Genomic DNA, 24169 nt, shown 5'->3' on the forward strand with positions numbered 1-24169 from the left:
CTCCTAGACATATTCCTCTTTGATTTACTCGACAATATTATTAGACTATAAACGATTGGGATCTACTTCATCAAAATAATATCCTCCAAAGTCCTCCATAGAAAAGCATGCTCCATCTTCCCTTTGCATCTCAGGGAACAAAGTAAGCTCCTCCACTTCTTCTACCCAATTAAGCATATATGCAGTTATTGGCGAAATCATCTTCACTTCACCGTATTCATTCGGTATTAAAGTTTCATTGTACGTACTAAGCATTATCTCATATGGATAGGTTTCCGTCACATACTCATTCACATCTTCCGGAGAAGCACCCTCATACAGATCTAGAGCACCATACAAATGTAGAATTTCATGTGCATATGTAGCTGGATTCTCATAACTCCCATAACTGCTCGAATCCTCTAGAAAGATTGTACACATCTCCTCTTTATTAATATTCTTGTCTTCTAAATAATGAGAATATGTATAGGAAGTTCCTTCATCCTTTAGAAAAAAAAGATATCCTATACTATTCGTTCCATACTTTTCTATAATGTAAGCTTTGTCAATATTCTCTTGAATCCATAGTTTATTATATAGATAATATGTATATTGATTCGTATCTTCCGAATCGCTATCCACCACAAAATCAATCGACTGAGAATATAATAAGTCTGACTGAGAATCCATATCGTATAGGAAGTGGATCTGCTTATTATACGCTTTCCCTTCTTTCTCAATCCAAGTTACTGCCTCTTCTAAAGAATCTTTACAATATTTCTTTTCCTCCTCCGTCCATTCATTTCCATTAATATCGACAAAGATGGATATCAAGATGTTATCACCTTCCAAAAGCTTGGAACTCCCTAACTTCTGTTCCTCTTCACTTACCTGTTTACTCGTTTCAGCTATCTCTACGTCACTAACTTCCTGTGCCTCATTAACAAAAGCTTGCGTCGATTCCTCTTGTTTATCTTGGTGTACTAAGGAAGGATTATTCTGTATAATTATGATACTCAGCATGAAAAAGAAAATAACAAAGATTGAAAATGCAGTATATAATGACGTCTCTCTTCGTAACTTCTTCTTTTCTAGCTTAATAAAGTCTTCCTGTTTTTTCTTACCTTCTTCATTAATCCTGTTCTCTTGTTCTATCGTATAAATGTATGAATTCTTATCTTGTTCACCAGAATGTAATTGCCATCCGCAATATCTACAGTAGTTTGGTTCTCCTCTTAATTCTTTTCCACAATGTCTACAATACATATCATATCCCCCTTACCTACATAATGATAGCATTCCTTGATAGGCCTCAAGAATAGTACATATTACCCACCAATAACAAACCTATCTACTTACTGCTTAGAATCTGATGTTTCTATAGAGTTTAGGAAATCTTTTTGTTCTTCATAAGTTTTAAAATAGTGATATTCCCCTTCCTTGTCTGAACAGAAATAATAGTATTCCGTTTCAGCTGGATATAACGCTGCCTGAATTGCTTTCTTACCTGGATTTGCAATTGGTCCATCCGGTAATGCTTTGCACTTTCTTGTATTGTAATAGTCATTATAACGATTGATATCACCTGTAATATATGGTTTCACATATCTTTCTATATAATAAATAGTACAATCACATTGTAATCGCATTCCTATTTCCAATCGATTATAAAGCACGGAACCAATCTTCGCTCGTTCAGCATCTTTACCAGTCTCTTTCTCAATTATTGATGCTATCGTGATTATCTCATCTAAGGTATATCCCAATTCTTCTGCACGGGTATAATACTCCTCTGTATATTTCTTATCTGTATTCGCTACAATTTTCTTAAGAACATCAGAAGGTTCACTGTTTCCATAAAATTCATAGGTATCAGGATATAGGTATCCTTCTAAGGTAAAACAACGATTTTCTTTCAAAAGCTGACTGGAGATACTTTTAGATGCCGAATAATCAATTTCTTCTGATGCTGCAAAAAGTGCATCTACCGAGGCACATACCCCTTTTTCAACTAATAACTCGAAAACTTGTGCAACGGAATAACCTTCTGGTATGGTAACCTTCTTAACATTACTTGCTATCTTCTCACTTATGTATTTTACTTTCGTTGCAGCTGGAAGTGTACTAACTTTCTTATATGGATTAAGTACAATAACCCCAGCGTATTGCTTTACAGAATATCCTGCATCTTTAAGTGCTGTATCGCTAGAATAAAGCTTATATCCACTCTTTGCAGATAGTACATAAGATAATGCACTTGCTTCTACCATAGCCGCATTGCTATCCTTATCTAAGTACATCTTATATTTTAACGTAACTTTTTTGGCCTTTGCTTTCTTACTAGCATAGGTATAGGCAGTCTTACTATCTTTCGTGAAGATAATCTTTTTACCATTCTTCGTATTTGTTACCGTCGCCTTATTCGTAGTAAAGTCATATGAATATTCTATATTAGTTAGATTACTACACGTTCTACGTAACGGTAGCATAATATTAGAGGATTTCTTGATAATTCTTTGTGTTCCCTGCTCGCTATTCCAATCAAAGAAGGTATATTTTCCTTTTGCATCGGCAATTAAAACTCCATATTTTCCTGCACTGCTTGCTTCTACATTTGTTAATGAACGATTCAATAAATTACAACTTAATATTATCACAATCATAAGTATTGAAATTGTCAATCTAGCATATTTACTATTTTTCATACCCTAACAAATCCTTTCTATACTCTTATTCTTGCATTACAAACACAACCTACTATTTAGCCATCAGTTAAATTATACAACACTATATCTCATATGGCATTAAGACTTTCTTAAATTTCGAATTAATAATAATTATTAGTTATAAAATCATAGTACTTCTCAAAATTTTTAAGATACTCATTGCGTAAAATATAATCCCGGAAGATAGTCGCAAATAACTCTTGTCTATTCCTATAACAATATTCATCCTGTCTACTATTATCAACGTAGTCCCCCTCCTTATACAAACGTCTAAATTCCTCTGTATTACTAATCATACCAAGTTTTTGATCCATATAGTGACCAAATTCATGCAGCACAGAGTCTGCTACAGTGTGAGTAGCATCATGTTGTTGATAATAGATATAGACTTTCTTATTATTCGTATCACATAAGCCATAATATGCGCGGTTTGTATTGCATATCAAAAACTGCCAACCATCTTTAACAAATTGACTTAATAGCTTTGTCGGTATACAATTAATTGCCTTAACGGCATCTTCCATAAAATCCTGAGTCATGTAGCCTGATACCGTATAAGGAGACTCCTCTTTATAGATATATTGCTTTGAATTAGGAACTTGATAAACTAGAATTACTGAGGTTGTCAGTATGATTATAAGTATCGATATCATTAGTATAAAGGAACGAATTGTATATTTTATTTTCATTATAAAACCCATGCATATCACGAAATCTCTTATGATACTGCTCCAATCATAATGTATAGCTAACTAGATTTATCATGTACAATTCTGTCCGTATTATACATATAAAAAATATCTCCTATACACTTCCCCCAAATACGTATATCTTGTTTCAAGTTGCACCCCCCTCACGGTTACGTGCACAAAAAAGAAGTTATTAATGCTTTAAGCACTAACAACTTCTTTTTTGTTAGTAGTACACTATTTCTATTAATTTATTAATTACGCATCCAAGTTATGGTGACCCGCTTGAACGCCATCATCTTCATCTAATAAATCTAATATCTTTTGGATTAGGTGTCCCTTTCATTTGTAAACTCAACCCTTGTTTTGGGTAATATTGTAACTTCAACTTCTACCATAGCTACATTCCTTTCTCAATTTCTAATTTTTCACGTACTCCCTATTAAAAAGTCATATGGTTATCATTAGCGGTATTACTTCATTAAATATACTTTGCAACTACAATAATAATAACATATGACTTACTATTTATATTATGGTATAATTTATATACTAATACAAAAGGAGATTTTTATGTCTGAACGAATAACATGGAAAGATGAACTTATTGAAGTTTTAAAGGAATTAGATGGTTACGGTCATTACAGTGATATTTATGATAAGATTCAAGAAAGAAACCGGGTAAGCGGGCTTAGTAAACCTTCATGGAAACAAACAATTTGTAAAATTATCGAAGATAATTCAATAGATTCTGATAACTTTAAAGGAAATAATATTTTTTATTCAGTATTCGGTAAAGGAAAAGGTTATTGGGGATTAAATGAATATACTCCAAGCAATGATGAAACTGATGCAATATTTGATGACATAAGCTATAAAGAAGGCAAAAAAATAATAAAACAACATATATGTAGAGAGAGAAATCCGAAAGTTATCAAAAAAGCGAAAGAAATATTCTTAATAAACCATAACAATACTTTATATTGTGAAGCATGTGGTTTTAGATTCACAGATAAATATGTAGTTAGTGATGAGTTTATTGAGGGTCACCATATCATCCCTATATCAGAATTAATAGAGGATAGTGAAACTAGGCCCGAAGATATCGTAATGTTATGCTCTAACTGTCATAGGATGATACATAAAATACGACCATGGTTAAAGAAGGATGAATTGCAGAAATTATTTAAATAAACTTTATTACTATTTTAAAATTGAGAGGTACAAAGTTCCATGTAGTAGAATTATATCTAACAACGGAAGTTTCATATCGGTATTTAGCTTTATCTTTCAAATTCAATACTCCTCCATTGATTACTAAATGGGTTAATAATTTTAGAATTGCTGGTCCTGAGGCTTTGAGACCAAAGAGTTAAGAGCGGCGACGAACAATGAATAAACATAAAGCTATATATCTGGATATATCTGATACCTTCTATAATAATGAAAAATACGTCAAACAACTAGATGATGAATTATTATAATTTAAAATAGAGAATGCCTATTTTAAAGAACTGAGGAGGCTGCGTTTATAGGGAACACCTCAGAACAAAAAGCGAGAATCTTCCACAGCCTCCGAGGGTCCTTCAGACTAAAAGACATTCTCTCAATCACAGGTTTTCCTAAATCGACTTATATGTTTTGGCCGATGCGTTTTGATATGAAAATCCAAACAAAGAACTAGAAGAAAAGATTCTTGAAATATGAAAAAATCATAATAACCAGTTACAGCTACACTTATACAGTAGCAAATGTTGGGATATGCGATTTAAATTTGTAATCTCCAACATATTATTATAATATAAAAAAAGACCTCCAAGTGCCATCAAAACAGTCACTCGGAGGAGCATATTAATGCAAACTAATTATATCAAAAATTACTAGATTTGAAAAATGTTAATATAAAAAATTATCCAAGCGAGTCTGTGAAAGTTTTTCTGTAAATATGATTTTTTGGGTCTTCTATGATAAAATATTAATCATAGGAGGCCTAATATTATGGCAAGAGAAAAGAAACCAGTACATAAAGTTCAAATGACAGAGGGAAAGCGAAACATTATCCGTCAGCTTCTAGAGGAGTATGATATTGAATCTGCACAAGACATTCAGGACGCCCTTAAAGATCTACTTGGTGGTACTATCAAAGAAATGATGGAAGTTGAAATGGATGATCATCTTGGCTATAGCAAATCTGAACGTTCAGATAGCGATGATTATCGCAATGGCTATAAGAACAAAAAAGTAAACAGTAACTACGGAGGTATGGAAATAGAAGTTCCGCAAGACCGTAAATCTACTTTTGAACCTCGGATTGTTAAAAAACGTCAGAAAGATATTTCAGACATAGATCAGAATATCATATCCTTGTATGCAAAGGGCATGACTACACGACAGATTTCAGACACATTGGATGATATCTATGGTTTTGAAGCTTCAGAAGGCTTTATTTCTGATGTTACAGATAAAATAATACCGCAAATTGAGGATTGGCAGAACCGGCCTCTTTCGGAGGTATATCCTGTGTTATACATTGATGCGATTCATTATTCTGTACGTGATAATGGGGTTATCCGCAAGCTTGCAGCATATGTGATTCTTGTGATAAATAATGATGGTTATAAAGAAGTATTAACCATTGAAGTTGGAGAAAATGAAAGTTCAAAATACTGGCTTTCTATATTAAATAGTCTAAAGAATCGTGGTGTAAAGGATATTCTAATTATCTGTGCCGACGGATTGACAGGCATCAAAGAAGCTATAGTAACTGCATTCACTAAGACAGAATATCAGCGATGCATCGTTCATCAGGTAAGAAATACAATGAAATATGTAGCTGACAAAGATAGAAAAGCATTCTGTGCAGATCTTAAAACTATTTATCAGGCTCCAGCAGAAGAAAAAGCATTAATTGCACTAGAACGAGTTACAGAAAAATGGAATGAGAAATATCCAAATTCAATGAAAAGCTGGGCACAAAACTGGGATGTTATTTCTCCGATTTTCAAGTTTTCATCAGAGGTTCGTAAGGTTATATATACGACGAATGCTATCGAAAGCTTAAATGCGACATATCGTAAGTTGAACCGTCATAGAAGCGTATTTCCAAGTGATACCGCATTACTAAAAGCCCTGTATTTATCCACGTTTGAAGCCACTAAGAAATGGAACTTACCACTTAGAAACTGGGGGCAGGTCTATGGTGAACTTAGTATTATGTATGAGGGCCGACTACCAGAATAAAATGTTATTTCATAAATTTTTTTGACAGGCGGACATTTCGCCTGCTCTTGACATGCATCAGCATGTGCTGTATATATAAATCAAGGGTTGAAAGCTCAACATAGAACCTTCAACCCTATCATTATCATAGAAGATCAGTATTTACAGACTTTTCTTCACACAATCATCCAAGCAGAGTTTTAAGAAAACGTAGGTATATTTGTTCATGTGGAAATCACTTTTTTGAATCGTATTCAATCTTGTCCAGATACCAGCAAAGAACCAGTAGATTCACTATGAAAACTTTTGATTTACTCGGAGATACTATTTCGTTCAAAAAAGTATCTTAAATTACCAATTTATTAATCAATATTGTAATTCTTATACTTGACACTATGGGCTATTAGAGATTCTCTACTTACACATTAAAGCCTCTAACTAATTGAATGATCTTATAAAATGCATGTCCATCAATCAAAATATGCTTATAGCTATATATCTGGACTGATATATCTTGATTATTTTCTTTTAACTCTCCAAAGCAATGTAACTGGATTTTTATATTATCAACTAAACACTTCAATATGTATTCCTTAATTAAATGTAAAAGTTGATATTCTTGTTGATGTTGTGTTTTAAAAGGAGTACCGAAATAGATCCTACATTTTCCTCCATGTGTTCCTCTCACATTTAGGTATATTTCACCATCATTCTCATATATCGAATCTACTAAACCGTGAATTTCTTTAAAAGGTTCATCTTTATTAACAATCATCCTTGATACTTCATTTCTATGAATATTAGGTTCTTTTTCACCATTAAGTTGAATATCAACTCCATTCGTGTTTGGACTTTCCTTTGTTACGGCAATAACATCAGAACTATCATCTGTTACTGAAGTACTTTTTCTTTTCTTTTTTTTACCTCCACTATTAGTTAGTTGATTCTTTTTTTCACTTGGATTCAGATCATTTTTATAATTTTTAAAAGAATCTTTTAAAGTTCTCATTATATGTTCATCACTTACATTTGACCCTTCACCTCTTATTAAGAAAGATGCTTTTCTTGTGCCAGCACGGTTAATTTCATTTACACAACCATTCCTATGTAAATTTCCTGAAAAAGTTTTAAAAAATCTATTAAGTTTAGGATTTTGTCTCTCGACATAAAATAATTTAGCGTTGCATCTTTTGTCCTCACAGTACAGATTTTCTTTGTACTTTTCTTCATTGTCAATAGGAGTTATATTATCAGAAATGACCTCGGTAACATTACCTTCTTTATCTATGTATCTTGCTTTTTTCATATTCCATCACCTCAAAAATTCATAAAGATATAAATAGTATTAGTTAGTTTTTATTTAGTTTTATTACTAATTTTTACTATATCATTTAAACATAATAATATCAACATTATTATCAATACAAATGTATAAATTTGTTTAAATTTCACTAAAATCCGTCTTTTGTAATTAATAAAATTTATACACCAAATTTTATTATTTCACTACTATAAACTTCTTTATTACTTTCTTAACTGTTTATATGGTGAAACCACACATTCTTTAAAATCCATCTACTCAAGGGACAGTTTAGTGTATAAAAAAAACTACCAACCTTATATTAATAGTTGAAAGGCGTATATCCATTTCTTATTAAACATATTAATACGCTATTGAAAAATATTGTGGACTATGTAAACTTTGTGTTTTATTCATAATATGTATCTTTACGGCTAATCGTTCGCTCTAATCTGCAACATCGTTTTAATATCTTCTAAATGCAGAGCACTTAAAACACGATATTCAATCCACCCTCTATGGCGAAAAGGGCTGTTATCAATACATTCTTTAGCATATGGTAATAAACCATCATAGACATTTCTAATGCTCTCTTCGGATAATCGTGTTACTATGGTAAAAGCATCTTTTTCCGTAATAATGTCACAAATGTATTTTCTTTTTATGTGATAACTCATCTTCCAACATCTACTATGGGCATCAAATTTTATCATCTTTGATGAATTTATTTCGTTTATCAAAAATGCATCGATGCTATCAAACAATTCTTTCCCTTTTCCAATATGAACTAAAAATTCTTCTATTGTAGGCATTTCATTTTTATTAATCAATCTTTCATACATTTGTAACCCTCCTATTATATAAAGAATCTACACTGCGTAATACATTACTAAAGCAAACTAATAAACATATGATACCACCACGAAAAAGTCATGTCTACCTTTTTATGCCAATGTCACTAACAACTAAAAAGACCTCCTTAGACATTAGATAAATGCTAAGAAGGTCAATTGTGCATATCCATCACTGAACATATACAATATATAATTTGCGCCATCACTGGTTATTTTCACCTATTTTTTCCAAACATATGTTATACCAAATAGTTCAAACCCTTGATTTTACTGACTTTATTAAATTATCAAATTATTCATCCCAGTTATGGTAAACGGCTTGAACGTCATCATCCTCATCTAATAAATCTAATGTCTTTTGGAAGTATTTGATATCCTTTTCATCTGTAAGCTCAACCCAAGTTTGAGGAAGCATAGTAACCTCAGCTTCTACCATAGCTACTTTTTCAGCTTCTAATTTTTCACGAACTTCACTTAACATTTCAGGGTCAGTTAGGATCTCGAAGCTATCCTCTTCTTCGCTAAAATCTTCAGCACCAGCATCTAAAGCAATCATCATAAGATCATCAGCACTCATATCACATTCTTCTTTATCAATAATAATTTGTCCTTTTTTATCAAACATGAAAGATACGCAACCAGGTGTTCCTACATTACCATTTCCTTTTGTAAATGCATTTCTTACATTTGACGCTGTTCTATTCTTGTTGTCAGTTAAAGCTTCTACAATAATGGCAATACCATTTGGACCATATCCTTCATAAGTAACGTGTTCGTAATTAACACTGTTTGCATCTCCAGCTGCCTTTTTAATACCTCTATCAATAGTATCATTAGGCATGTTATTTGCTTTTGCTTTCGCAATAACATCACGCAATCTCGAATTATTTAACGGATCCGCTCCGCCTTCTTTAACAGCTACAGCAATTTCTCTACCGATAATAGTAAAGATTTTTCCCTTTGCTGCATCGTTCTTTTCTTTTTTATGTTTGATATTAGCAAACTTTGAATGTCCTGACATATCAATTCTCCTTTATATCTATTCTGTCAAAATCTATCTTGTATATAAAACAACTGTTTCGTTACGTTTCTATACACTAACTGAACTATTTTATCACGTTTTGTTCATACAATCAAGTTTAGGAATGAATACATCTTAAAAGAAACTATCACTTCTAGCACTAACTAACTTATTCACTTTCTCCATAACTTCAATGGTATCTTCTACGGTACGAATCGCACACATAATTGTATCATCTCCTGCAATACAACCTACAATTCCGTTAATGTGTAGCGCATCTAATGCAGCAGCAACAGCCATTGCCATACCAGAAACTGTTTTTATAACCATGATATTTTGTGCACGATCCATAGACACGAATCCATCACGAAGTACACGAACGAATTTTTCACTAAGACCTGCTTCTTGTTTTTGTAATACAATATACTTTTGCTTACCTTTTTCAGAAGATACTTTTGTTAATTTCAATTCACGAATATCTCTTGAGATAGTCGCTTGTGTAACATTATAACCCGCCGCATTCAGTAACTCAGCTAATTCTTCCTGTGTTTCTACATCATTCTTCGTAATTAACTCAATTATTTTCGTCTGACGTTTAATTTTCATACTTACCTCCTAAAATTTTATTCTACATCTATTACTATCTTAATTTGCTTCTAAGAATCTCGTAAAAACTCTTTTGATTTATCTTAATTAACTTTGTAACCTTCTCAGCCCTCTTGATACGAATCTCATCGCCTGTTTCTAATTCCATTCCCATTCTACCGTCAAATGTTGCAATTGCTTCTTCTTTCTGTGTTTTCTTACTCTTATCTATTAAAATGGTAATTTCATCATCAGAAGATACTAATACACTTCGTTGACTCATGGTATGCGGACAAATCGGTGTAATCATCATCACATTAGAACTAGGCGCCGCAACAGGTCCTCCCGCCGAAAGATTATACCCTGTAGATCCTGTAGGCGTTGCTATTATAACACCATCCCCGTGATATGTATCAACTAGAATATCATTCACGTAGACACTGACACAGATAATTCTCGAGAAACCGCTTCGGCTTATAACAATATCATTCAAAGCATAGTCCTCGTACATAGTTTGATTATTACGAGAAACATTCCCATAAAGCATCATCCTTTTTTGTATCTGTATATCTTCTTCCAGTAAACTATCAATCGCTGGTATTATGTCTTGCTTTTCAATCTCTGCTAGAAATCCCAAAGTTCCTAGATTAATCCCTAACAGAGGAATCTCCTTTGTATACAAATCTGTAGCAGCACGAATAATCGTTCCGTCCCCGCCAAGTACGATTACACAATCTGTATCATCTGTAATCCATGATACATCTATTTTATCATCACTCGTACCTACTGTACTTGGCTCAGTTGATATAAAACATCTCTTGCCTTTACTAATCAGGTACTCTTGTATTAATTTTGTGGTTTTGTAATCACAATCTTTATCAATATTGGTTATAATACAGAAATTATTCATCGCTAATACCGAGCCCTTCTATCAGACTTATAGAGAAGTATGTGCCTTAGCAACCGTTTCTCTAATAAACATATTAAGATCCCTGATTGCTTCATTTTGTACCGACTTATTGCATTCATCAATCGAAACATCTATAAAGTTTACTTCCACGCCGTTTTCTTCCCCATCATCAACTACTTGTTTACCTTCTTCACTCTTTTCAATATATAGCAGATATTCAATATTGCCTTCTGGACCTTTAATAGGCGAATAATCAAGATTCAACACAGTAAATCCTATCGCTACCGCATACTTAATCACTTTCTCAATAACATCTATATGAACGCTCTTCTCACGTACAACACCCTTCTTGCCGACCTTTTCTCTACCAGCTTCAAACTGTGGTTTAATTAAGCAGACCACTTGTCCTTTCTCATCTAAGAGATTTCTTACAGGAATTAATACCTTAGTTAGAGATATGAAAGCGACATCTATGGAAGCAAATGCTATTGGTTCTTTAATATCTTCACTTGTAACATATCGAATATTCGTCTTTTCCATGCTTACGACTCTATCGTCTGAGCGTAATGACCAAGCTAACTGGTTTGTTCCTACATCAACTGCATACACTTTAACAGCACCGTTTTGCAACATGCAATCCGTAAAACCACCAGTTGAAGAACCTACATCCATACAAACTTTATCCTGTACTGAAACACCATATTCTTCGATTGCTTTTTCTAATTTGTAACCACCACGGCTAACATATTTCATAGAATGTCCTTTTACTTCAATCTCTACATCATTAGCAAACATACTACCTGCTTTATCTTCTCTTTGTCCTTCAACAAAAACATTCCCACACATGATGATTGCTTTTGCTTTCTCTCTTGATTCGGCTAAGTTACGCTGAACCAATAATACATCTAACCGTTCTTTCATAAGCACCTCGTTAACTACATTCGATTACTGACTTCCACTTCACTAAGAATTTTGTTCACCACAGACTGTGCATCTATTCCATACTCTTTTCTTAACAAATCAGCATCGCCTTGTGGTATGAATGCATCCGGAAGTGAAATACGAATGTATTTATTATCATTATAATTATTTTTGCATAAAAATCCAACTATTTTTTGTCCAAATCCACCCGAATTGATATTTTCCTCTAACGTAACGACATATCTATGGGTTGGTAAGAGTTTCGTTAGTAATTCTTCATCAAATGGAGCAACAAATCGGACATTCACCAAACTCACAGAATAGCCCTGTTCCTTTAACTGATTCCTTACCTCATTAGCAACCTCTACCATATTACCATATGCTAGTAAAAGAATATCCTTTTCACTGTATAATAATTCACTTTTTCCATATTCAATCGGTGCTCGAAACTCACCAAGCCCTGAATAAACTTTACCTCTTGGATATCGTATTGCAATAGGTCCATTATGATTTACTGCAAACGTGAGCATATCTTCAAATTCCTGTCCATTCTTTGGTGCCATCACTGTCATATTTGGCATAGTGAGTAGATAAGAGATATCAAATATACCTTGATGTGTCTCTCCATCACTACCAACAATCCCTGCACGGTCAATCGCAAACACAACAGGTATTGAATTAATACATACATCATGTAACAGCTGGTCGTATGCTCTTTGCAAGAAAGTGGAATAAATTGCTACGACTGGTTTCATACCACCAACCGCTAATCCTGCTGCAAATGTTACTGCATGTTCCTCTGCAATACCCACATCAAAGAATCGTTTTGGATATCTCTTCGCAAATTTAATCAATCCAGTACCCGATGGCATCGCTGCCGTTATAGCAACAATCTTCTCATCCTTTTCCGCTAAAGAAACTAATGTTTTCGCAAATTTATCTGTATAACTTATGGTACTCTTGGTACTCTTCTTCTTAACTTCACCAGTCTCAATTATAAAAGGATCAATTCCATGATATTTGGAAGGATTTTTTTCTGCTAATTTATATCCTTTTCCCTTTTTCGTAATTACATGAATAATTACTGCTTCCTTCATATTTTTCGCACTGTTAATCGCCGATAATAGTTGTTCAATATTATGACCATCGATCGGCCCTATATAGGTAAGTCCCATATCTTCAAATAACATTCCCGGTATAAACAATCGTTTTATACTATCCTTAGAACGACGCAAACGATCGATTACTGATTTTCCTTTTGGCAAAGTAGACAAAACCCGTTCAATTCCCTCTTTAAATCCATTATATTTAACACTTGTACGGACTTTCCCTAGATAGGTTGCCATTCCACCAACATTCTCATTAATGGACATATTATTATCATTCAAAATTATGACCATGTTTGATTGTAGTCTTGCAGCATTATTCAAAGCTTCAAACGACATTCCTCCTGATAGCGCACCATCTCCAATTACCGCAAAGACATTATAGTTTTCTTTCTGTAAATCTCTGGCTTTCGCTAAACCAAGGGCTGCTGATATTGAGGTGGAACTATGTCCTGTATCAAAGGCATCACAGTCACTTTCTTTTATCTTTGGAAAACCACTTAGGCCTTCGTACGTTCTAAGTTTACGAAAGCCTTCTTTTCTACCAGTTAATATTTTATGTGTATAAGCTTGATGACCTACATCCCAAACTAACCTATCTTCTGGAAAGTTTAAGGACAGGTGTAGTGCCATAGTCAATTCAACAACACCTAAGTTAGATGCTAAATGTCCACCAGTTACGCTGATATTCGATATCAAGAATTCTCGGATTTCAGTTGCCAGTGCTGAATATTCATCAGCAGAAACTTTCTTAATGTCATTTGGTTTATTAATATTGTTTAATATATTTGACGCTGTCAAAGCTTCTTTTATTTTATCTTCCATTATTTTTCCCTGTCTATTAAATAGTAGATTAATTTTTCAAGATACTCATTCTTCTTATTCAATGACTGATATTGTTCTATTGCTTGATTAGATAATTCTTCAACAAACTCTTTTGCTTTATCTAAACCAAACAAGGTTACATAGGTAGTTTTCTCGTTTTTCTCATCGCTATGAATTGGTTTCCCAAGAACTTGCATCGTACTAGTCTCATCTAAGATATCATCTTGAATTTGAAATGCTAGACCGATTGAAAGAGCTATCTTTCGTACCACTTCCACTTCTAAGTCACTCGCTCCTGCAAGTATAGCCCCGATCATCATAGACGCCTCAATCAATGCTCCTGTTTTCCATTCATAGATTACATCCAATCTATCTCTTTCAATTGCATGACCTGTTGCTTGTACATCAATAACCTGCCCACCAAGCATTCCATAAACACCGGGTTTTTTCGCAAGTACATTCATCGCTTTCATGATTCGATTACTATGTTTTAACCGTTCTAATAACATTTGGTCATCTAGAGTATCAAGATTTTCATCATTAAAGCTATATTGATATGCCTTGCAAGCAGTTTCATACGCAAAATTAAGCAGACCATCTCCTGCTAGTATTCCGATTGCTTCCCCGAATACGACATGAGTGGTCTTTCTTCCTCTACGATATTCATCATCATCCATTGCTGGTAAATCATCGTGTACCAAAGAGTACGTATGAATCATTTCTATAGCAGCCATAAAAGGCTCAATCTCTTTCTCATTCTTTCCGTCAAACAGGCAAAATGTCTCCCCCATTAACATTGGTCTTAGACGTTTACCACCTGCTAGTACACTATAATTCATCGCTTCTAAGACAGTTTTTTGATATCCTGTCTCTTCCGGTAAGTAATCTCTTATTATTCGTTCTATATTCTCTACCTTTTTTTCGAATTCTTCTTTAAAGTTCATGTTCGGTTTGATCTCCTTCTTCACTAAGTACAAGGATCTTTTTCTCAACTTTATCTATAGAATCATTACATGATTTAAGTAGTTTCATTCCTGCATTATATAATTTAAAAGAATCATCAAGGCTAACCTCTGGATTCTCTAATTGCCCAATTATTTGTTCTAGCTCCTCAAAAGAAGCTTCTAATGTTTTTGCCATTATTCACGCCTCCTACTCTGTGTCGACATAACAGATGCCGTCACATCTCCATCCATCAATTCAACCTTGATTGTATCACCAACCGACAACCCATTCACACTACGGATAACATTCTGTTTTTCATCTGTAACAATCACATACCCTTTACTTAACTTATCAAGAGGTGATAGCCCCTTCATACGCTCAGTTAAGATGTCTAACCGATGTCTATTCTCAAGCACACGTTGTTTCATCAAAAACTGTAAACGATTTTCACGGTCCATAAGATACTGCCGCTTTTGATTCACTTGATACAACGGACTTGCATGTTCTAATTGCAATTGATACTGACGTAGTTGATTTCTTGCTATCTGCAACTTCTGTCTCATGTGGAATTGCAGCGTGCGTTTGTAGGACTGTATATCATCAAACAAATCACGAATATCACCTGTCACCAGTTCTGCTGCGGCTGATGGTGTCGGTGCTCTAAGATCTGCTACGTAATCTGCAATTGTTGTGTCTGTCTCATGTCCTACTGCCGATATAATAGGAGTATTACAAGAAAAGATTGCTCTCGCTACAACTTCTTCGTTAAACGCCCAAAGATCTTCAATTGATCCGCCGCCACGTCCAACGATAATCGTATCTACTCCATACGAATCTAGGTACTTAATTCCTTTTACTATGGAGGCTGCGGCTGCCTCCCCTTGCACAAGAGCAGGATACAGAATTAACTGTACGTACGGATTTCTTCTTGTTGTAACATTAATCATATCTTGAATCGCTGCTCCTGTTTTGGCAGTTACGATACCTACCTTATTCGGATATTGTTTAATAGACTTTTTGAACTCTTGACCAAAAAGTCCCTCACTATCTAATTGTTTTTTAAGTTCCTCAAATTTCTGATAAAGCACACCTGCTCCATCAAGAAGTATTTCTCTTGCATACATCTGGTACTTACCATCTCGTTCGTATACACTGATACTACCAAGGACTATTACGCTCTGTCCTTCTTGTAAACGAAAAGCTAGTCCACTTCTTTGACCCGCGAACATAACGCAAGCCATCTGTCCTTTTGAATCCTTTAATGTAAAATAAATATGTCCAGATGTATGATATTTACAATTCGAGACCTCACCTTTCACGTAGATACGATTCAAAGCATAATCTCTGGCAAACATGTCCTTAATATATAGATTAATCTGTGTCACCGTATATACATGATCCATACTCGTTACGTCCCTTCTATTACTTGCAAGTTTTATCGTTTCTCAATAGGTGTACTTCTACACTATCTTAGCTAATACACCATTAATAAATCCTGGTGAATTATCTTCTCCAAATATCTTAGCAATCTCAACTGCTTCATTAATTGCTACTTTAGTTGGTACATCATCATCATATTTCATCTCATATACAGCCAAACGTAGGATTGTTAAATCAACTTTACCAATACGATTTATCTTCCAGCCTTCTGTAACTTGTTCAATCATTGCATCAATGTCACCAAGACGTTCAATTATCATATCAAATTTCACTTTCAGATAAGAAAGATCTTTCTCTGATGGCTCTTCTAATAAATCAAAATACAATTTAATCTGTTCATTTAATTCTGTCGAATCATGAAATTCCTTACGAAATAACATTCTGAATAAATGTTCTCTACTTTCTCTTCTATTCATTAAAATCCTCCTGCGTTATCCATCTGTATAATATCTAGCATATTTTGCCAGAAACCAAAAAATATCCCCGCACCTTAAGTGCGGGGTTGAAGCACCCGTTCCACTCTAACGAAAGGTAATGACTATACATTAACTCCAGCAATACGAACATTTACTTCGGAAACGTTTAATCCAGTCATATTCTCAATTGCTAATTTAACTTTCTCTTGAACTGCTTCTGAAGTCTTTGGAATGCTGCAGCCATACTCTAACGTAATTGCTAAATCTACTGACACAGATTCTGGTCCGACCTCAACTTTAACTCCCTTGGAAAGATTCTTCATCCCAAGTTTGCTAACAAGTTCGTTCGTAATGTTACCATTCATCGCAGCTACACCTTCTACTTCCGTAGCAGCTAATCCTGCAATAATAGCAACAACTTCATCCGCGATACGAACTTCGCCAATACTACCTTCTGAATGTATTCTATAGTTAGTTTTATTCTCTCGTTCTTTACTCAACGCTAATTACCTCCTGTTTACATCTTGGTAACCTTCTGTTACACATCAGGTATTACTATGTTTATTATAACAAACTTACACCGTTTTGCAAGTTATTCTTAATTATAGTATTACCAAATTTATGTGTTATAACACAAAATATGATGTCTTGTATTATTCCTCGCCTTTTACAACAACTGGATTAATAGTGATTTTATCTGCTGTAACACCCGTCTTATTCTTAACGATATCTTCGATTTGTGCAATAGTTTGCTCTGTAGCATTATGTACACCAACAATTACATCTACTTTACCTTCAATAATAGTAACAACAGCCCCATCAAAACCTTTTGCTTCTAACCAAGTTTCAGCAGCATTTTCTTTTTCAGCAATTGCAGTCATCTCAATAACTTTATCAAGAGCTTCTTGTTTCTGTGCTTCTGTCAAATTGTTATTATCTACTACGCTCATTAAAGTTTCCTTATTCTTAGCTCTCGTCTGTTCTCTTTGTAATTTTGCAGATGAGAAGAAATCAGCACCGATTGTAGTATTAACTAAAACTGCTTCTCCTGTTGAGTCTGTACCATCTTGTGCTGTAGTTTCAGCTGCATCAGTACTATCTGCTACATCAGCATCTGCTGTCTGCTTTCCCTCTTCTGTATCAGCTGCTGCTGCATCATAAGCGGCATTATCTTCCTCAGAGATATCCATTGTACCATTTTCTAAATCAGCAGTAAGTAATTCACTTGTTGCATCATCAACGCTTAATACATCACTAGAAGATGTATCGAGTGCATCCCCATCTGTAACTTCCATTGTTTCTTGACTATTGCTTGCACTTTGTTGTGCTTCATTTGCCTTATCCTTTGTAAATTGTAAGTATCCTGCAACAATAATCATGATAGCTAACGCAGTTATTATTACTTGATTCTTTTTGAGAATATTCTTCATTGTTACCTCCTAATTAGAATTCATTTTCATTACTTTAATTTTATGTGCAGGTACATCAAATAATACCTCTACAGCACCAACAATTTCACCGATTATTGTTTGCGAACCACCTCCCTGTGCAATTACCAGAACTCCTTCGATTTCTGGTTCCAATTCTTTAATCACATATGGAGTTGATCCACCAGTTCCGCTGTTTTGTAGTACTGTTTCTTCTTTTTTGTCAATTGTAGTGCTCTTTCTTTCACCACCTGAGCTATCTGATTCATCTAGTGATTCTTGTGAATAAGGGGTATCCTTAAGCGTAACGCTTTCTTTTGAAGACTTTAATGTGATCATTACCTCCACATTACCTATCCCTTCTACTTTCATTAATGCTTCTTTCAATCTAGCTTCCATCTCTTCCTCATACGAAGCTGCTGATGTAGTCGTTGGTACGTTAGAAACTTCAGATATTGTATTGTTTTTTTTATCACCTCCTGAAAACAAACTGGGAAACGAAAGAATTATTAACAATATTCCACACATGAATATGATAATTAGCTTTGGTATTCCTATCTCTTTCAATGACAGTTTCTTTTTCTCCACGCTATCTTCCCTCCTTAACCTTCTTCAATGGTAATATGAACCTGATCTTGTTCTATCTGAAAGGAATTCGACAATTCTTCCCGTATCTTCTTCTTTGTATCATCATAAGCACCTGATTCTTTATCCGACTGTCCCTTCTTTTCCTTTCCTTCAATCTTAATATCTTGATTAATCATAATTTTATCTACTTTAATGTCGCTGCTTTTTACTGTACTATCTTCTCTTGTAAATGCAGCAACTATTGTAATCTCTGTAACCATTCCATACTCACCACTTGACTCATCTGTATTCAACGTAGTATTAATCGTTGAGGAATATAGATTATAACGATTTAGGACCATCTCAATCTGATCCTTCACTATGTTCTGGTATTCTGCTAAGATTGCTTGCTTGCCTTTATCATCAGCTGCAATTAATTCATCATTGTAATCCTTTGCCTCAACCATAAAGAGATTATTATTAAAGTAATAATTAAATGTATCTGATAAATTAAAAAGACTTACAATCGGTTTCGCTACAATAAGAATTAATACCATCCCCGTAAATATACTAATGTATTTACGGTAGCTACTCTTTCCTACCAGATTCATAACAATCGTAACCAGAATGAGATAAACCACAATATTTCTTACAAGTGAATAAATCTGCCCCATAGGAAACCTCCATTTCTCAAGTTTACGGTGCACGGAAACGTCTCTGACCTTTACACACCAATGCTCGTTGTTGCCGCTAGAATCGCGATGGTAACCATGAACAAAACTGCCGCTATGCTTACCACATAAACCAACAATCCTGCCGCATTAGCAGCACCACTGATACAAGTAATAACTCTTTTATCTGATATAGGTTGTACTATTGCAACTCCAACTTTATAGATTAACATCGTAATGATTAATTTAATTAGTGGAATAACACAGATCAGAACAATTACCACTAATCCAGTCACTCCAATTGCATTCTTTATTAAAGTTCCCGCTCCCATAACTGTCTCCGCTACTGAATTAAGAGAATTTCCTATACCAGGTATCGCCTTTGTGAATTTGATTGCTAAAGACTTCTTAAGAGAATTAGAAGCTGGCACGATTAATCCTTGTATTGTGTTGAATCCTACAACCGCTATGAATAGTGTTCTCATAGACCATTTTATGATAGATTCTAATAGCTCGGCCAATTTTGAGAGAAAGTCTTCCTTAGCCAAATTATTAACTAGGGTAATTACCATATATATATTCACAAGTGGAATCATAACACGTACAAGAACCACATCTACGATTGTAATTAAGACCAAAGCACTCTCATAAAAAACCAATGTTGTTGCTTTTGTTGAACAGAATGCTATTGACATGAAGTATGTAGGAATTAACGCCTTCATGAAAGACAGCACCGCCGAAATTGCACCACTTGCTACTGCTGTAGCCGTAGCAAATGTACCTGTTATGGTTGTAAACAATAATAAATATGTTATATAAAAACTGGTTTCACCGACCTGATTGTTATTAAACACATTGGTGAAATTAGTGAATACTGCTGCCACTATTGCGATCATAATTAATTTAAATAATGCGGATCGATTTGCATCAAATTCTTTAGTAAACGCCGTAAACAGATCACCAATAGCACCTTTAGCCGATATTCCCTCACCAGAACTTATTAATTTTCCCACGTAGTCCTTAAAATCAAACGATCCCTTACTTACCAAAACATTGTCAATAGCACTTTGTATATCATCATAATCAAAATCTTCGTAGTATGTTAAATAATCCTCTGTCGATGTATCTTCATTATCTTGCTCCTCATGCAACATCTTATCATTGGCACTAACTGACGTTGAGTTTAATAGCAACAGAAGTATGATTGTAATGATAAGTCGTTTCATAATTATCTCCCATGTATATCGCAAGATTACTTGTGATACAGCCCAGATCAATAGTTAAAAGTTGGGCTACACAGGTCTCCTTTCCTTGATATTATGCTAAGAACTCGTTGATTGTATCTAATAATGCTAATAGAATTGGCATGCTTACTGTTAATATGGATAGCTTTCCAACTAACTCAATCTGCCCTGCAATAGCTGCATGTCCCGCATCTTTGCAAAGACTTGATGCAAACTCCGAGATATATGTAATTCCTATAATTCGAAATAGTATATTAAAATATGTTTTATTAATGGATAAGTAACCTTGAATTCGATTAATGGTATCAATAATAATCTCTAACCTTGTAATACCAAGCGCTGTAATAATGATACAAACAGCTGCCGCGATATACATTCCATATTCTGATTTGCCACCCTTAAACTGAATGGCAATTAAAACCCCTACAATACCTATGATAGCTGCCTTTATCATATGCGTTCACATACCCCTTTCACACTATCTTGGTTTCTACTATTAAGCGAACCACGTGTTATAATGAAAATAGCGACTTAATCGTGGTAAATAACTCTGCTATGTATGGAATAATCCACAACAATACAAGAACCAGTCCAGCCAGACTTGTTAGAAATGCTTGTTCTTCTCTTCCAGAGTGCTTTAGCACCTGGCTTAGTACCGAAACTAAGATACCAACTGCTGCTATTTTAAATATTAGATTAATTGACATATCCGCATTTCCTTTCTCAATTTTTTAATGAATTCTTGTCAGATCAAGACAATTGTAATGAAGATACCAGCCATTACACCAAGCATATTATAGAGACGCACCTTTTCTTTCACACCATCAACTGCGTCATCAAGTTCTCCTTGAATTTGTGTTATATACAAATCTATTGTATTTAGCTGCATCTCTTTATCTAGATATCCTAGATTTTCACCAAGTCTAGTCAATAATAATTTATCCTTTTTATTAAGGCTTGTATCAACTAATTCCTTCTCAACACATCCATTCCATATGTCACCAAACGATTTACCTTCTTGCTTGTCTATCTCCTCAGCTACTGCAAGTAGGAATCGACGGTATTCACCATCTGTACGATATGCGAGGTTACTAACTGCCTCTGGTAAAGGTGTACTTGCATATCGGATTTCGCCTCTGAGAATAATAATTAATTTGTTTAGTTCTTTTAAGTCGCTAATCCTCTCTTTCAATATAATACTAAAATATAATCCGATACCTCCACTTGATACAATAACTAATATAGCTCCTATTATTTTCGCAACCATCTGCTTTTCTCCTCTCTTTTTAATACTTAGATATTCATCAGTAACCGCCGTTACCTTATTCTTTCAAAGCTAGATTCACATGAATGGACCCAAAACCCTTTGCTGCTAACTTAATAATTATCTTTATATAACAGTGTTCCTCTTGCATCATAGATTTCTTCAACAAGGCCTATGCTCTTTCGATTATCCATAACGATGTACCGCTCAAAAATCTTTTCTCTTACAAGTCTACCCAGTATTGGTTTACTTTTAATATCATCAATGGAGCTTCCATGTACCGTAGCGACTAATTTGCAACCACAGTTAATTACATATTCAATCGCTTCAATGTCTTCTCTCGATCCAATCTCATCTACTGCTATTATCTGAGGTGACATAGAACGAATTAACATCATCATACCATCTGCCTTAGGACAACAATCTAGGATATCCGTTCGGATTCCTAATTCATTCTGCGGTATACCCATATAACATGCAGCGATTTCCGATCTTTCATCCACCACTCCTACCGTTATACCTTCAGCAACTCCTTCACCATTGGATAGATGTCTTATAATATCTCTTAGTAGTGTAGTTTTACCACATCTTGGTGGCGAAATTATCAGTGTATGGAAGATATTCTTCTTATCATCACTCGCTATGTATGGAACGACTAAGTCTGCGCAACCTTTTACTTGGTGTGATAATCTTACATTGATAAATGATATATGCTTAATGCTCTTAATGCGATTATCTTCAAGAATCACCTTCCCTGCGATACCAACTCTATGACCTCCCTGTATGGTTATAAAACCTTGTCTTATTTCATCTTCAAATGCATACAAAGAATAATTGCTAATATATTCCATTGTTTCTCGTATCTCGTTTTTTGTTATCATGTAAGCATCTTGAATACGGTCAGTCAATTCATATTTCATTGAGACAAAGTATTCTCTATTGTCATAAATCACCATCAAAGGTGTGTTTATCCTCAATCGGATTTCTTGAAGATTACCAAAATTCAAATTTAGCCTAGATAAAACATTTCTTAGTTGCACAGAAAAAATCCTTAACAGCTCGTCTTTTTTAATCACCTATATCCCCCCACTAATCTATTCTTAAAACAATATATGTTATAGATACGGATTTATTCATAATAAACTTGCAATGTTTCTTCTCTTATATTAAGATTAGATTCAAAGGCAACGTCAAAGTAGTTCAGTAAGCTGGTTAACTAAACAGTTACGTTCTAAAAATAATATGATAATGAAATGGAGATTATGACTATGGAATACGGACTAATCGGTGAAAAACTTGGACATAGTTTTTCCAAAGAAATACACGAGAAATTAGCGGACTATCAATATAATATTACTCCTCTTACTAGAGAGGAATTTCCCGAATTCATGAAAGCTAGAGGTTTCAAAGCAATCAATGTTACAATCCCTTATAAATGCGATGTAATTCCATATTTAGATGAGATGGATTCTAACGCCAAAAGTATTGGTGCTGTTAATACAATCGTTAACAAAGAAGGAAAATTAATCGGACATAACACAGATTTTTCTGGATTCTTATATATGGTTGAACACCATAAGGTTACAATTGAAGGTAAAAAGATACTTGTAATTGGTAATGGTGGTGCTTCTAAAGCAGTTATCGCAGTATTAAATCACTTACAAGCAAAAGAAATTATTATTATTGATATTGTTTCTGGACCTGGCGTAATTACAAAAGAAGAGGCAGTCAAAAATCATACGGATGTAGAAGTAATTATAAACACAAGTCCTGTTGGTATGTATCCTAACGTAGATCAAAGTCCAATCGATCTTACCTTATTCCCACATTGCAAAGCAGTTCTTGACATTATCTATAATCCATTGCAAACCAAATTAACGAAACAGGCTAGCGAACTAGGAATGCAAGCTGTTAACGGTTTAGAGATGCTTGTAGGTCAAGCCAAATATGCAGTAGAATTTTTCTTAGATAAATCAATTGATGATGATGTAATCGATCCAATATACAATCAAATTATGACCGATATGATGAAATAATAGAAACTGATTTATAGACATCTT

At 34.3% G+C, this 24169-nt stretch carries 27 protein-coding genes; 4 read left to right on the forward strand and 23 right to left on the reverse strand.

What is annotated here, in order from left to right:
- Window positions 1-45: 45 nt before the first annotated feature.
- The 3 genes from BUB90_RS17540 to BUB90_RS17550 form a co-directional block, all read right to left on the reverse strand.
- Window positions 46-1245, reverse strand: coding sequence for a zinc ribbon domain-containing protein (locus BUB90_RS17540; protein WP_073289749.1), 1200 nt, complete (start codon window positions 1243-1245; stop codon window positions 46-48).
- Window positions 1246-1334: 89 nt separating this feature from the next.
- Window positions 1335-2684: an endolytic transglycosylase MltG gene (gene mltG / locus BUB90_RS17545; RefSeq protein ID WP_073289750.1), complete on the reverse strand. Its 1350-nt coding sequence runs from the start codon at window positions 2682-2684 to the stop codon at window positions 1335-1337.
- 122 nt (window positions 2685-2806) lie between these two features.
- Window positions 2807-3394, reverse strand: coding sequence for an anthrax toxin lethal factor-related metalloendopeptidase (locus BUB90_RS17550; protein WP_139241798.1), 588 nt, complete (start codon window positions 3392-3394; stop codon window positions 2807-2809).
- Window positions 3395-3967: 573 nt separating this feature from the next.
- Between BUB90_RS17550 and BUB90_RS17555 the strand changes: the two genes are divergently transcribed.
- The 3 genes from BUB90_RS17555 (at window position 3968) to BUB90_RS17560 (ending at window position 6634) form a co-directional block, all read left to right on the forward strand.
- On the forward strand, window positions 3968-4588 hold the full coding sequence (locus tag BUB90_RS17555) for an HNH endonuclease (RefSeq protein ID WP_073289752.1): 621 nt from the start codon (window positions 3968-3970) through the stop codon (window positions 4586-4588).
- Window positions 4589-4608: 20 nt separating this feature from the next.
- Window positions 4609-4770, forward strand: a complete 162-nt coding sequence (locus tag BUB90_RS24460; protein WP_408605957.1) for a helix-turn-helix domain-containing protein — start codon at window positions 4609-4611, stop codon at window positions 4768-4770.
- A 622-nt stretch (window positions 4771-5392) separates the two neighbouring features.
- Window positions 5393-6634, forward strand: coding sequence for an IS256 family transposase (locus tag BUB90_RS17560; RefSeq protein ID WP_073289753.1), 1242 nt, complete (start codon window positions 5393-5395; stop codon window positions 6632-6634).
- Between the two features lie 397 nt (window positions 6635-7031).
- On the opposite strand, the gene BUB90_RS17565 is transcribed toward BUB90_RS17560, so the two are convergent.
- From BUB90_RS17565 to spoIIIAA, 20 genes are all read right to left on the reverse strand, one after another.
- Window positions 7032-7919 carry a hypothetical protein gene (locus BUB90_RS17565; RefSeq protein ID WP_073289754.1) on the reverse strand — a complete coding sequence of 296 codons (888 nt, stop codon included), beginning with the start codon at window positions 7917-7919 and terminating at the stop codon, window positions 7032-7034.
- Window positions 7920-8347: 428 nt separating this feature from the next.
- The gene (locus tag BUB90_RS17570; protein WP_073289755.1) at window positions 8348-8755 is read right to left on the reverse strand and encodes a DUF3788 family protein; all 408 of its coding nucleotides are present in this window, start codon (window positions 8753-8755) and stop codon (window positions 8348-8350) included.
- A gap of 304 nt (window positions 8756-9059) precedes the next feature.
- Window positions 9060-9788, reverse strand: a complete 729-nt coding sequence (locus BUB90_RS17575; RefSeq protein WP_073289756.1) for a YebC/PmpR family DNA-binding transcriptional regulator — start codon at window positions 9786-9788, stop codon at window positions 9060-9062.
- A gap of 135 nt (window positions 9789-9923) precedes the next feature.
- Window positions 9924-10394 (reverse strand): arginine repressor, encoded by a 471-nt coding sequence (argR, locus tag BUB90_RS17580; RefSeq protein WP_073289757.1) that lies wholly within the window; start codon window positions 10392-10394, stop codon window positions 9924-9926.
- A gap of 34 nt (window positions 10395-10428) precedes the next feature.
- Entirely contained in the window at window positions 10429-11283 is an 855-nt protein-coding gene (locus BUB90_RS17585; protein ID WP_073289758.1) for an NAD(+)/NADH kinase, read from the reverse strand.
- Window positions 11284-11310: 27 nt separating this feature from the next.
- Complete coding sequence (locus BUB90_RS17590; protein ID WP_084139353.1) at window positions 11311-12204, reverse strand: TlyA family RNA methyltransferase; 894 nt, start codon at window positions 12202-12204, stop codon at window positions 11311-11313.
- 14 nt (window positions 12205-12218) lie between these two features.
- Window positions 12219-14135 (reverse strand): 1-deoxy-D-xylulose-5-phosphate synthase, encoded by a 1917-nt coding sequence (gene dxs / locus BUB90_RS17595; protein WP_073289760.1) that lies wholly within the window; start codon window positions 14133-14135, stop codon window positions 12219-12221.
- Window positions 14135-15079 carry a polyprenyl synthetase family protein gene (locus BUB90_RS17600; protein ID WP_073289762.1) on the reverse strand — a complete coding sequence of 315 codons (945 nt, stop codon included), beginning with the start codon at window positions 15077-15079 and terminating at the stop codon, window positions 14135-14137. Before BUB90_RS17600 ends, dxs begins: the two co-directional genes overlap by 1 nt.
- The gene (gene xseB, locus BUB90_RS17605; protein ID WP_073289765.1) at window positions 15069-15275 is read right to left on the reverse strand and encodes an exodeoxyribonuclease VII small subunit; all 207 of its coding nucleotides are present in this window, start codon (window positions 15273-15275) and stop codon (window positions 15069-15071) included. The genes BUB90_RS17600 and xseB overlap by 11 nt, the downstream gene beginning before the upstream one ends.
- Window positions 15275-16483, reverse strand: a complete 1209-nt coding sequence (gene xseA / locus BUB90_RS17610) for an exodeoxyribonuclease VII large subunit (RefSeq protein ID WP_073289767.1) — start codon at window positions 16481-16483, stop codon at window positions 15275-15277. The genes xseB and xseA overlap by 1 nt, the downstream gene beginning before the upstream one ends.
- Before the next feature lie 57 nt (window positions 16484-16540).
- Window positions 16541-16936 carry a transcription antitermination factor NusB gene (gene nusB, locus BUB90_RS17615; RefSeq protein WP_073289769.1) on the reverse strand — a complete coding sequence of 132 codons (396 nt, stop codon included), beginning with the start codon at window positions 16934-16936 and terminating at the stop codon, window positions 16541-16543.
- A gap of 122 nt (window positions 16937-17058) precedes the next feature.
- Window positions 17059-17436 carry an Asp23/Gls24 family envelope stress response protein gene (locus BUB90_RS17620; RefSeq protein ID WP_073289772.1) on the reverse strand — a complete coding sequence of 126 codons (378 nt, stop codon included), beginning with the start codon at window positions 17434-17436 and terminating at the stop codon, window positions 17059-17061.
- Window positions 17437-17589: 153 nt separating this feature from the next.
- Entirely contained in the window at window positions 17590-18366 is a 777-nt protein-coding gene (locus BUB90_RS17625) for a SpoIIIAH-like family protein (protein WP_073289774.1), read from the reverse strand.
- A 9-nt stretch (window positions 18367-18375) separates the two neighbouring features.
- A complete protein-coding gene (locus tag BUB90_RS17630) occupies window positions 18376-18951 on the reverse strand; it encodes a hypothetical protein (protein ID WP_073289776.1) in 576 nt (191 codons plus the stop codon).
- Between the two features lie 14 nt (window positions 18952-18965).
- Window positions 18966-19604 carry a stage III sporulation protein AF gene (locus BUB90_RS17635; RefSeq protein WP_073289778.1) on the reverse strand — a complete coding sequence of 213 codons (639 nt, stop codon included), beginning with the start codon at window positions 19602-19604 and terminating at the stop codon, window positions 18966-18968.
- Window positions 19605-19654: 50 nt separating this feature from the next.
- A complete protein-coding gene (locus tag BUB90_RS17640; protein ID WP_073289780.1) occupies window positions 19655-20827 on the reverse strand; it encodes a stage III sporulation protein AE in 1173 nt (390 codons plus the stop codon).
- Between the two features lie 91 nt (window positions 20828-20918).
- A complete protein-coding gene (locus BUB90_RS17645) occupies window positions 20919-21299 on the reverse strand; it encodes a stage III sporulation AC/AD family protein (protein ID WP_073289782.1) in 381 nt (126 codons plus the stop codon).
- Between the two features lie 58 nt (window positions 21300-21357).
- Window positions 21358-21552: a stage III sporulation protein AC gene (spoIIIAC, locus tag BUB90_RS17650; protein WP_073289784.1), complete on the reverse strand. Its 195-nt coding sequence runs from the start codon at window positions 21550-21552 to the stop codon at window positions 21358-21360.
- 38 nt (window positions 21553-21590) lie between these two features.
- The gene (locus BUB90_RS17655) at window positions 21591-22112 is read right to left on the reverse strand and encodes a stage III sporulation protein AB (RefSeq protein WP_073289787.1); all 522 of its coding nucleotides are present in this window, start codon (window positions 22110-22112) and stop codon (window positions 21591-21593) included.
- Window positions 22113-22222: 110 nt separating this feature from the next.
- Window positions 22223-23185 (reverse strand): stage III sporulation protein AA, encoded by a 963-nt coding sequence (gene spoIIIAA / locus BUB90_RS17660; RefSeq protein WP_139241799.1) that lies wholly within the window; start codon window positions 23183-23185, stop codon window positions 22223-22225.
- A 192-nt stretch (window positions 23186-23377) separates the two neighbouring features.
- On the opposite strand from spoIIIAA, the gene BUB90_RS17665 reads away from it, so the two are divergent.
- Window positions 23378-24145 carry a shikimate dehydrogenase family protein gene (locus BUB90_RS17665; protein ID WP_073289789.1) on the forward strand — a complete coding sequence of 256 codons (768 nt, stop codon included), beginning with the start codon at window positions 23378-23380 and terminating at the stop codon, window positions 24143-24145.
- Window positions 24146-24169: the final 24 nt, after the last annotated feature.

The sequence above is a fragment of the Anaerosporobacter mobilis DSM 15930 genome, assembly GCF_900142955.1.
Classification (GTDB): Bacteria; Bacillota; Clostridia; order Lachnospirales; family Lachnospiraceae; genus Anaerosporobacter; species Anaerosporobacter mobilis.

Excerpts from the sequence above, each read along its gene's own strand:
- argR (WP_073289757.1), bottom strand. The coding sequence starts at position 10,394 with ATGAAAATTAAACGTCAGACGAAAATAATTGAGTTAATTACGAAGAAT.
- xseB (WP_073289765.1), bottom strand. The coding sequence starts at position 15,275 with ATGGCAAAAACATTAGAAGCTTCTTTTGAGGAGCTAGAACAAATAATT.
- BUB90_RS17560 (WP_073289753.1), top strand. The coding sequence starts at position 5,393 with ATGGCAAGAGAAAAGAAACCAGTACATAAAGTTCAAATGACAGAGGGA.
- dxs (WP_073289760.1), bottom strand. The coding sequence starts at position 14,135 with ATGGAAGATAAAATAAAAGAAGCTTTGACAGCGTCAAATATATTAAAC.
- mltG (WP_073289750.1), bottom strand. The coding sequence starts at position 2,684 with ATGAAAAATAGTAAATATGCTAGATTGACAATTTCAATACTTATGATT.
- BUB90_RS17590 (WP_084139353.1), bottom strand. The coding sequence starts at position 12,204 with ATGAAAGAACGGTTAGATGTATTATTGGTTCAGCGTAACTTAGCCGAA.
- BUB90_RS17575 (WP_073289756.1), bottom strand. The coding sequence starts at position 9,788 with ATGTCAGGACATTCAAAGTTTGCTAATATCAAACATAAAAAAGAAAAG.
- BUB90_RS17600 (WP_073289762.1), bottom strand. The coding sequence starts at position 15,079 with ATGAACTTTAAAGAAGAATTCGAAAAAAAGGTAGAGAATATAGAACGA.
- BUB90_RS17585 (WP_073289758.1), bottom strand. The coding sequence starts at position 11,283 with ATGAATAATTTCTGTATTATAACCAATATTGATAAAGATTGTGATTAC.
- spoIIIAC (WP_073289784.1), bottom strand. The coding sequence starts at position 21,552 with ATGTCAATTAATCTAATATTTAAAATAGCAGCAGTTGGTATCTTAGTT.
- BUB90_RS17635 (WP_073289778.1), bottom strand. The coding sequence starts at position 19,604 with ATGGGGCAGATTTATTCACTTGTAAGAAATATTGTGGTTTATCTCATT.
- BUB90_RS17565 (WP_073289754.1), bottom strand. The coding sequence starts at position 7,919 with ATGAAAAAAGCAAGATACATAGATAAAGAAGGTAATGTTACCGAGGTC.
- BUB90_RS17540 (WP_073289749.1), bottom strand. The coding sequence starts at position 1,245 with ATGTATTGTAGACATTGTGGAAAAGAATTAAGAGGAGAACCAAACTAC.
- BUB90_RS17625 (WP_073289774.1), bottom strand. The coding sequence starts at position 18,366 with ATGAAGAATATTCTCAAAAAGAATCAAGTAATAATAACTGCGTTAGCT.
- BUB90_RS17655 (WP_073289787.1), bottom strand. The coding sequence starts at position 22,112 with ATGGTTGCGAAAATAATAGGAGCTATATTAGTTATTGTATCAAGTGGA.
- xseA (WP_073289767.1), bottom strand. The coding sequence starts at position 16,483 with ATGGATCATGTATATACGGTGACACAGATTAATCTATATATTAAGGAC.
- BUB90_RS17665 (WP_073289789.1), top strand. The coding sequence starts at position 23,378 with ATGGAATACGGACTAATCGGTGAAAAACTTGGACATAGTTTTTCCAAA.
- BUB90_RS17550 (WP_139241798.1), bottom strand. The coding sequence starts at position 3,394 with ATGAAAATAAAATATACAATTCGTTCCTTTATACTAATGATATCGATA.
- BUB90_RS17555 (WP_073289752.1), top strand. The coding sequence starts at position 3,968 with ATGTCTGAACGAATAACATGGAAAGATGAACTTATTGAAGTTTTAAAG.
- BUB90_RS17645 (WP_073289782.1), bottom strand. The coding sequence starts at position 21,299 with ATGATAAAGGCAGCTATCATAGGTATTGTAGGGGTTTTAATTGCCATT.
- BUB90_RS17640 (WP_073289780.1), bottom strand. The coding sequence starts at position 20,827 with ATGAAACGACTTATCATTACAATCATACTTCTGTTGCTATTAAACTCA.
- BUB90_RS17570 (WP_073289755.1), bottom strand. The coding sequence starts at position 8,755 with ATGTATGAAAGATTGATTAATAAAAATGAAATGCCTACAATAGAAGAA.
- nusB (WP_073289769.1), bottom strand. The coding sequence starts at position 16,936 with ATGAATAGAAGAGAAAGTAGAGAACATTTATTCAGAATGTTATTTCGT.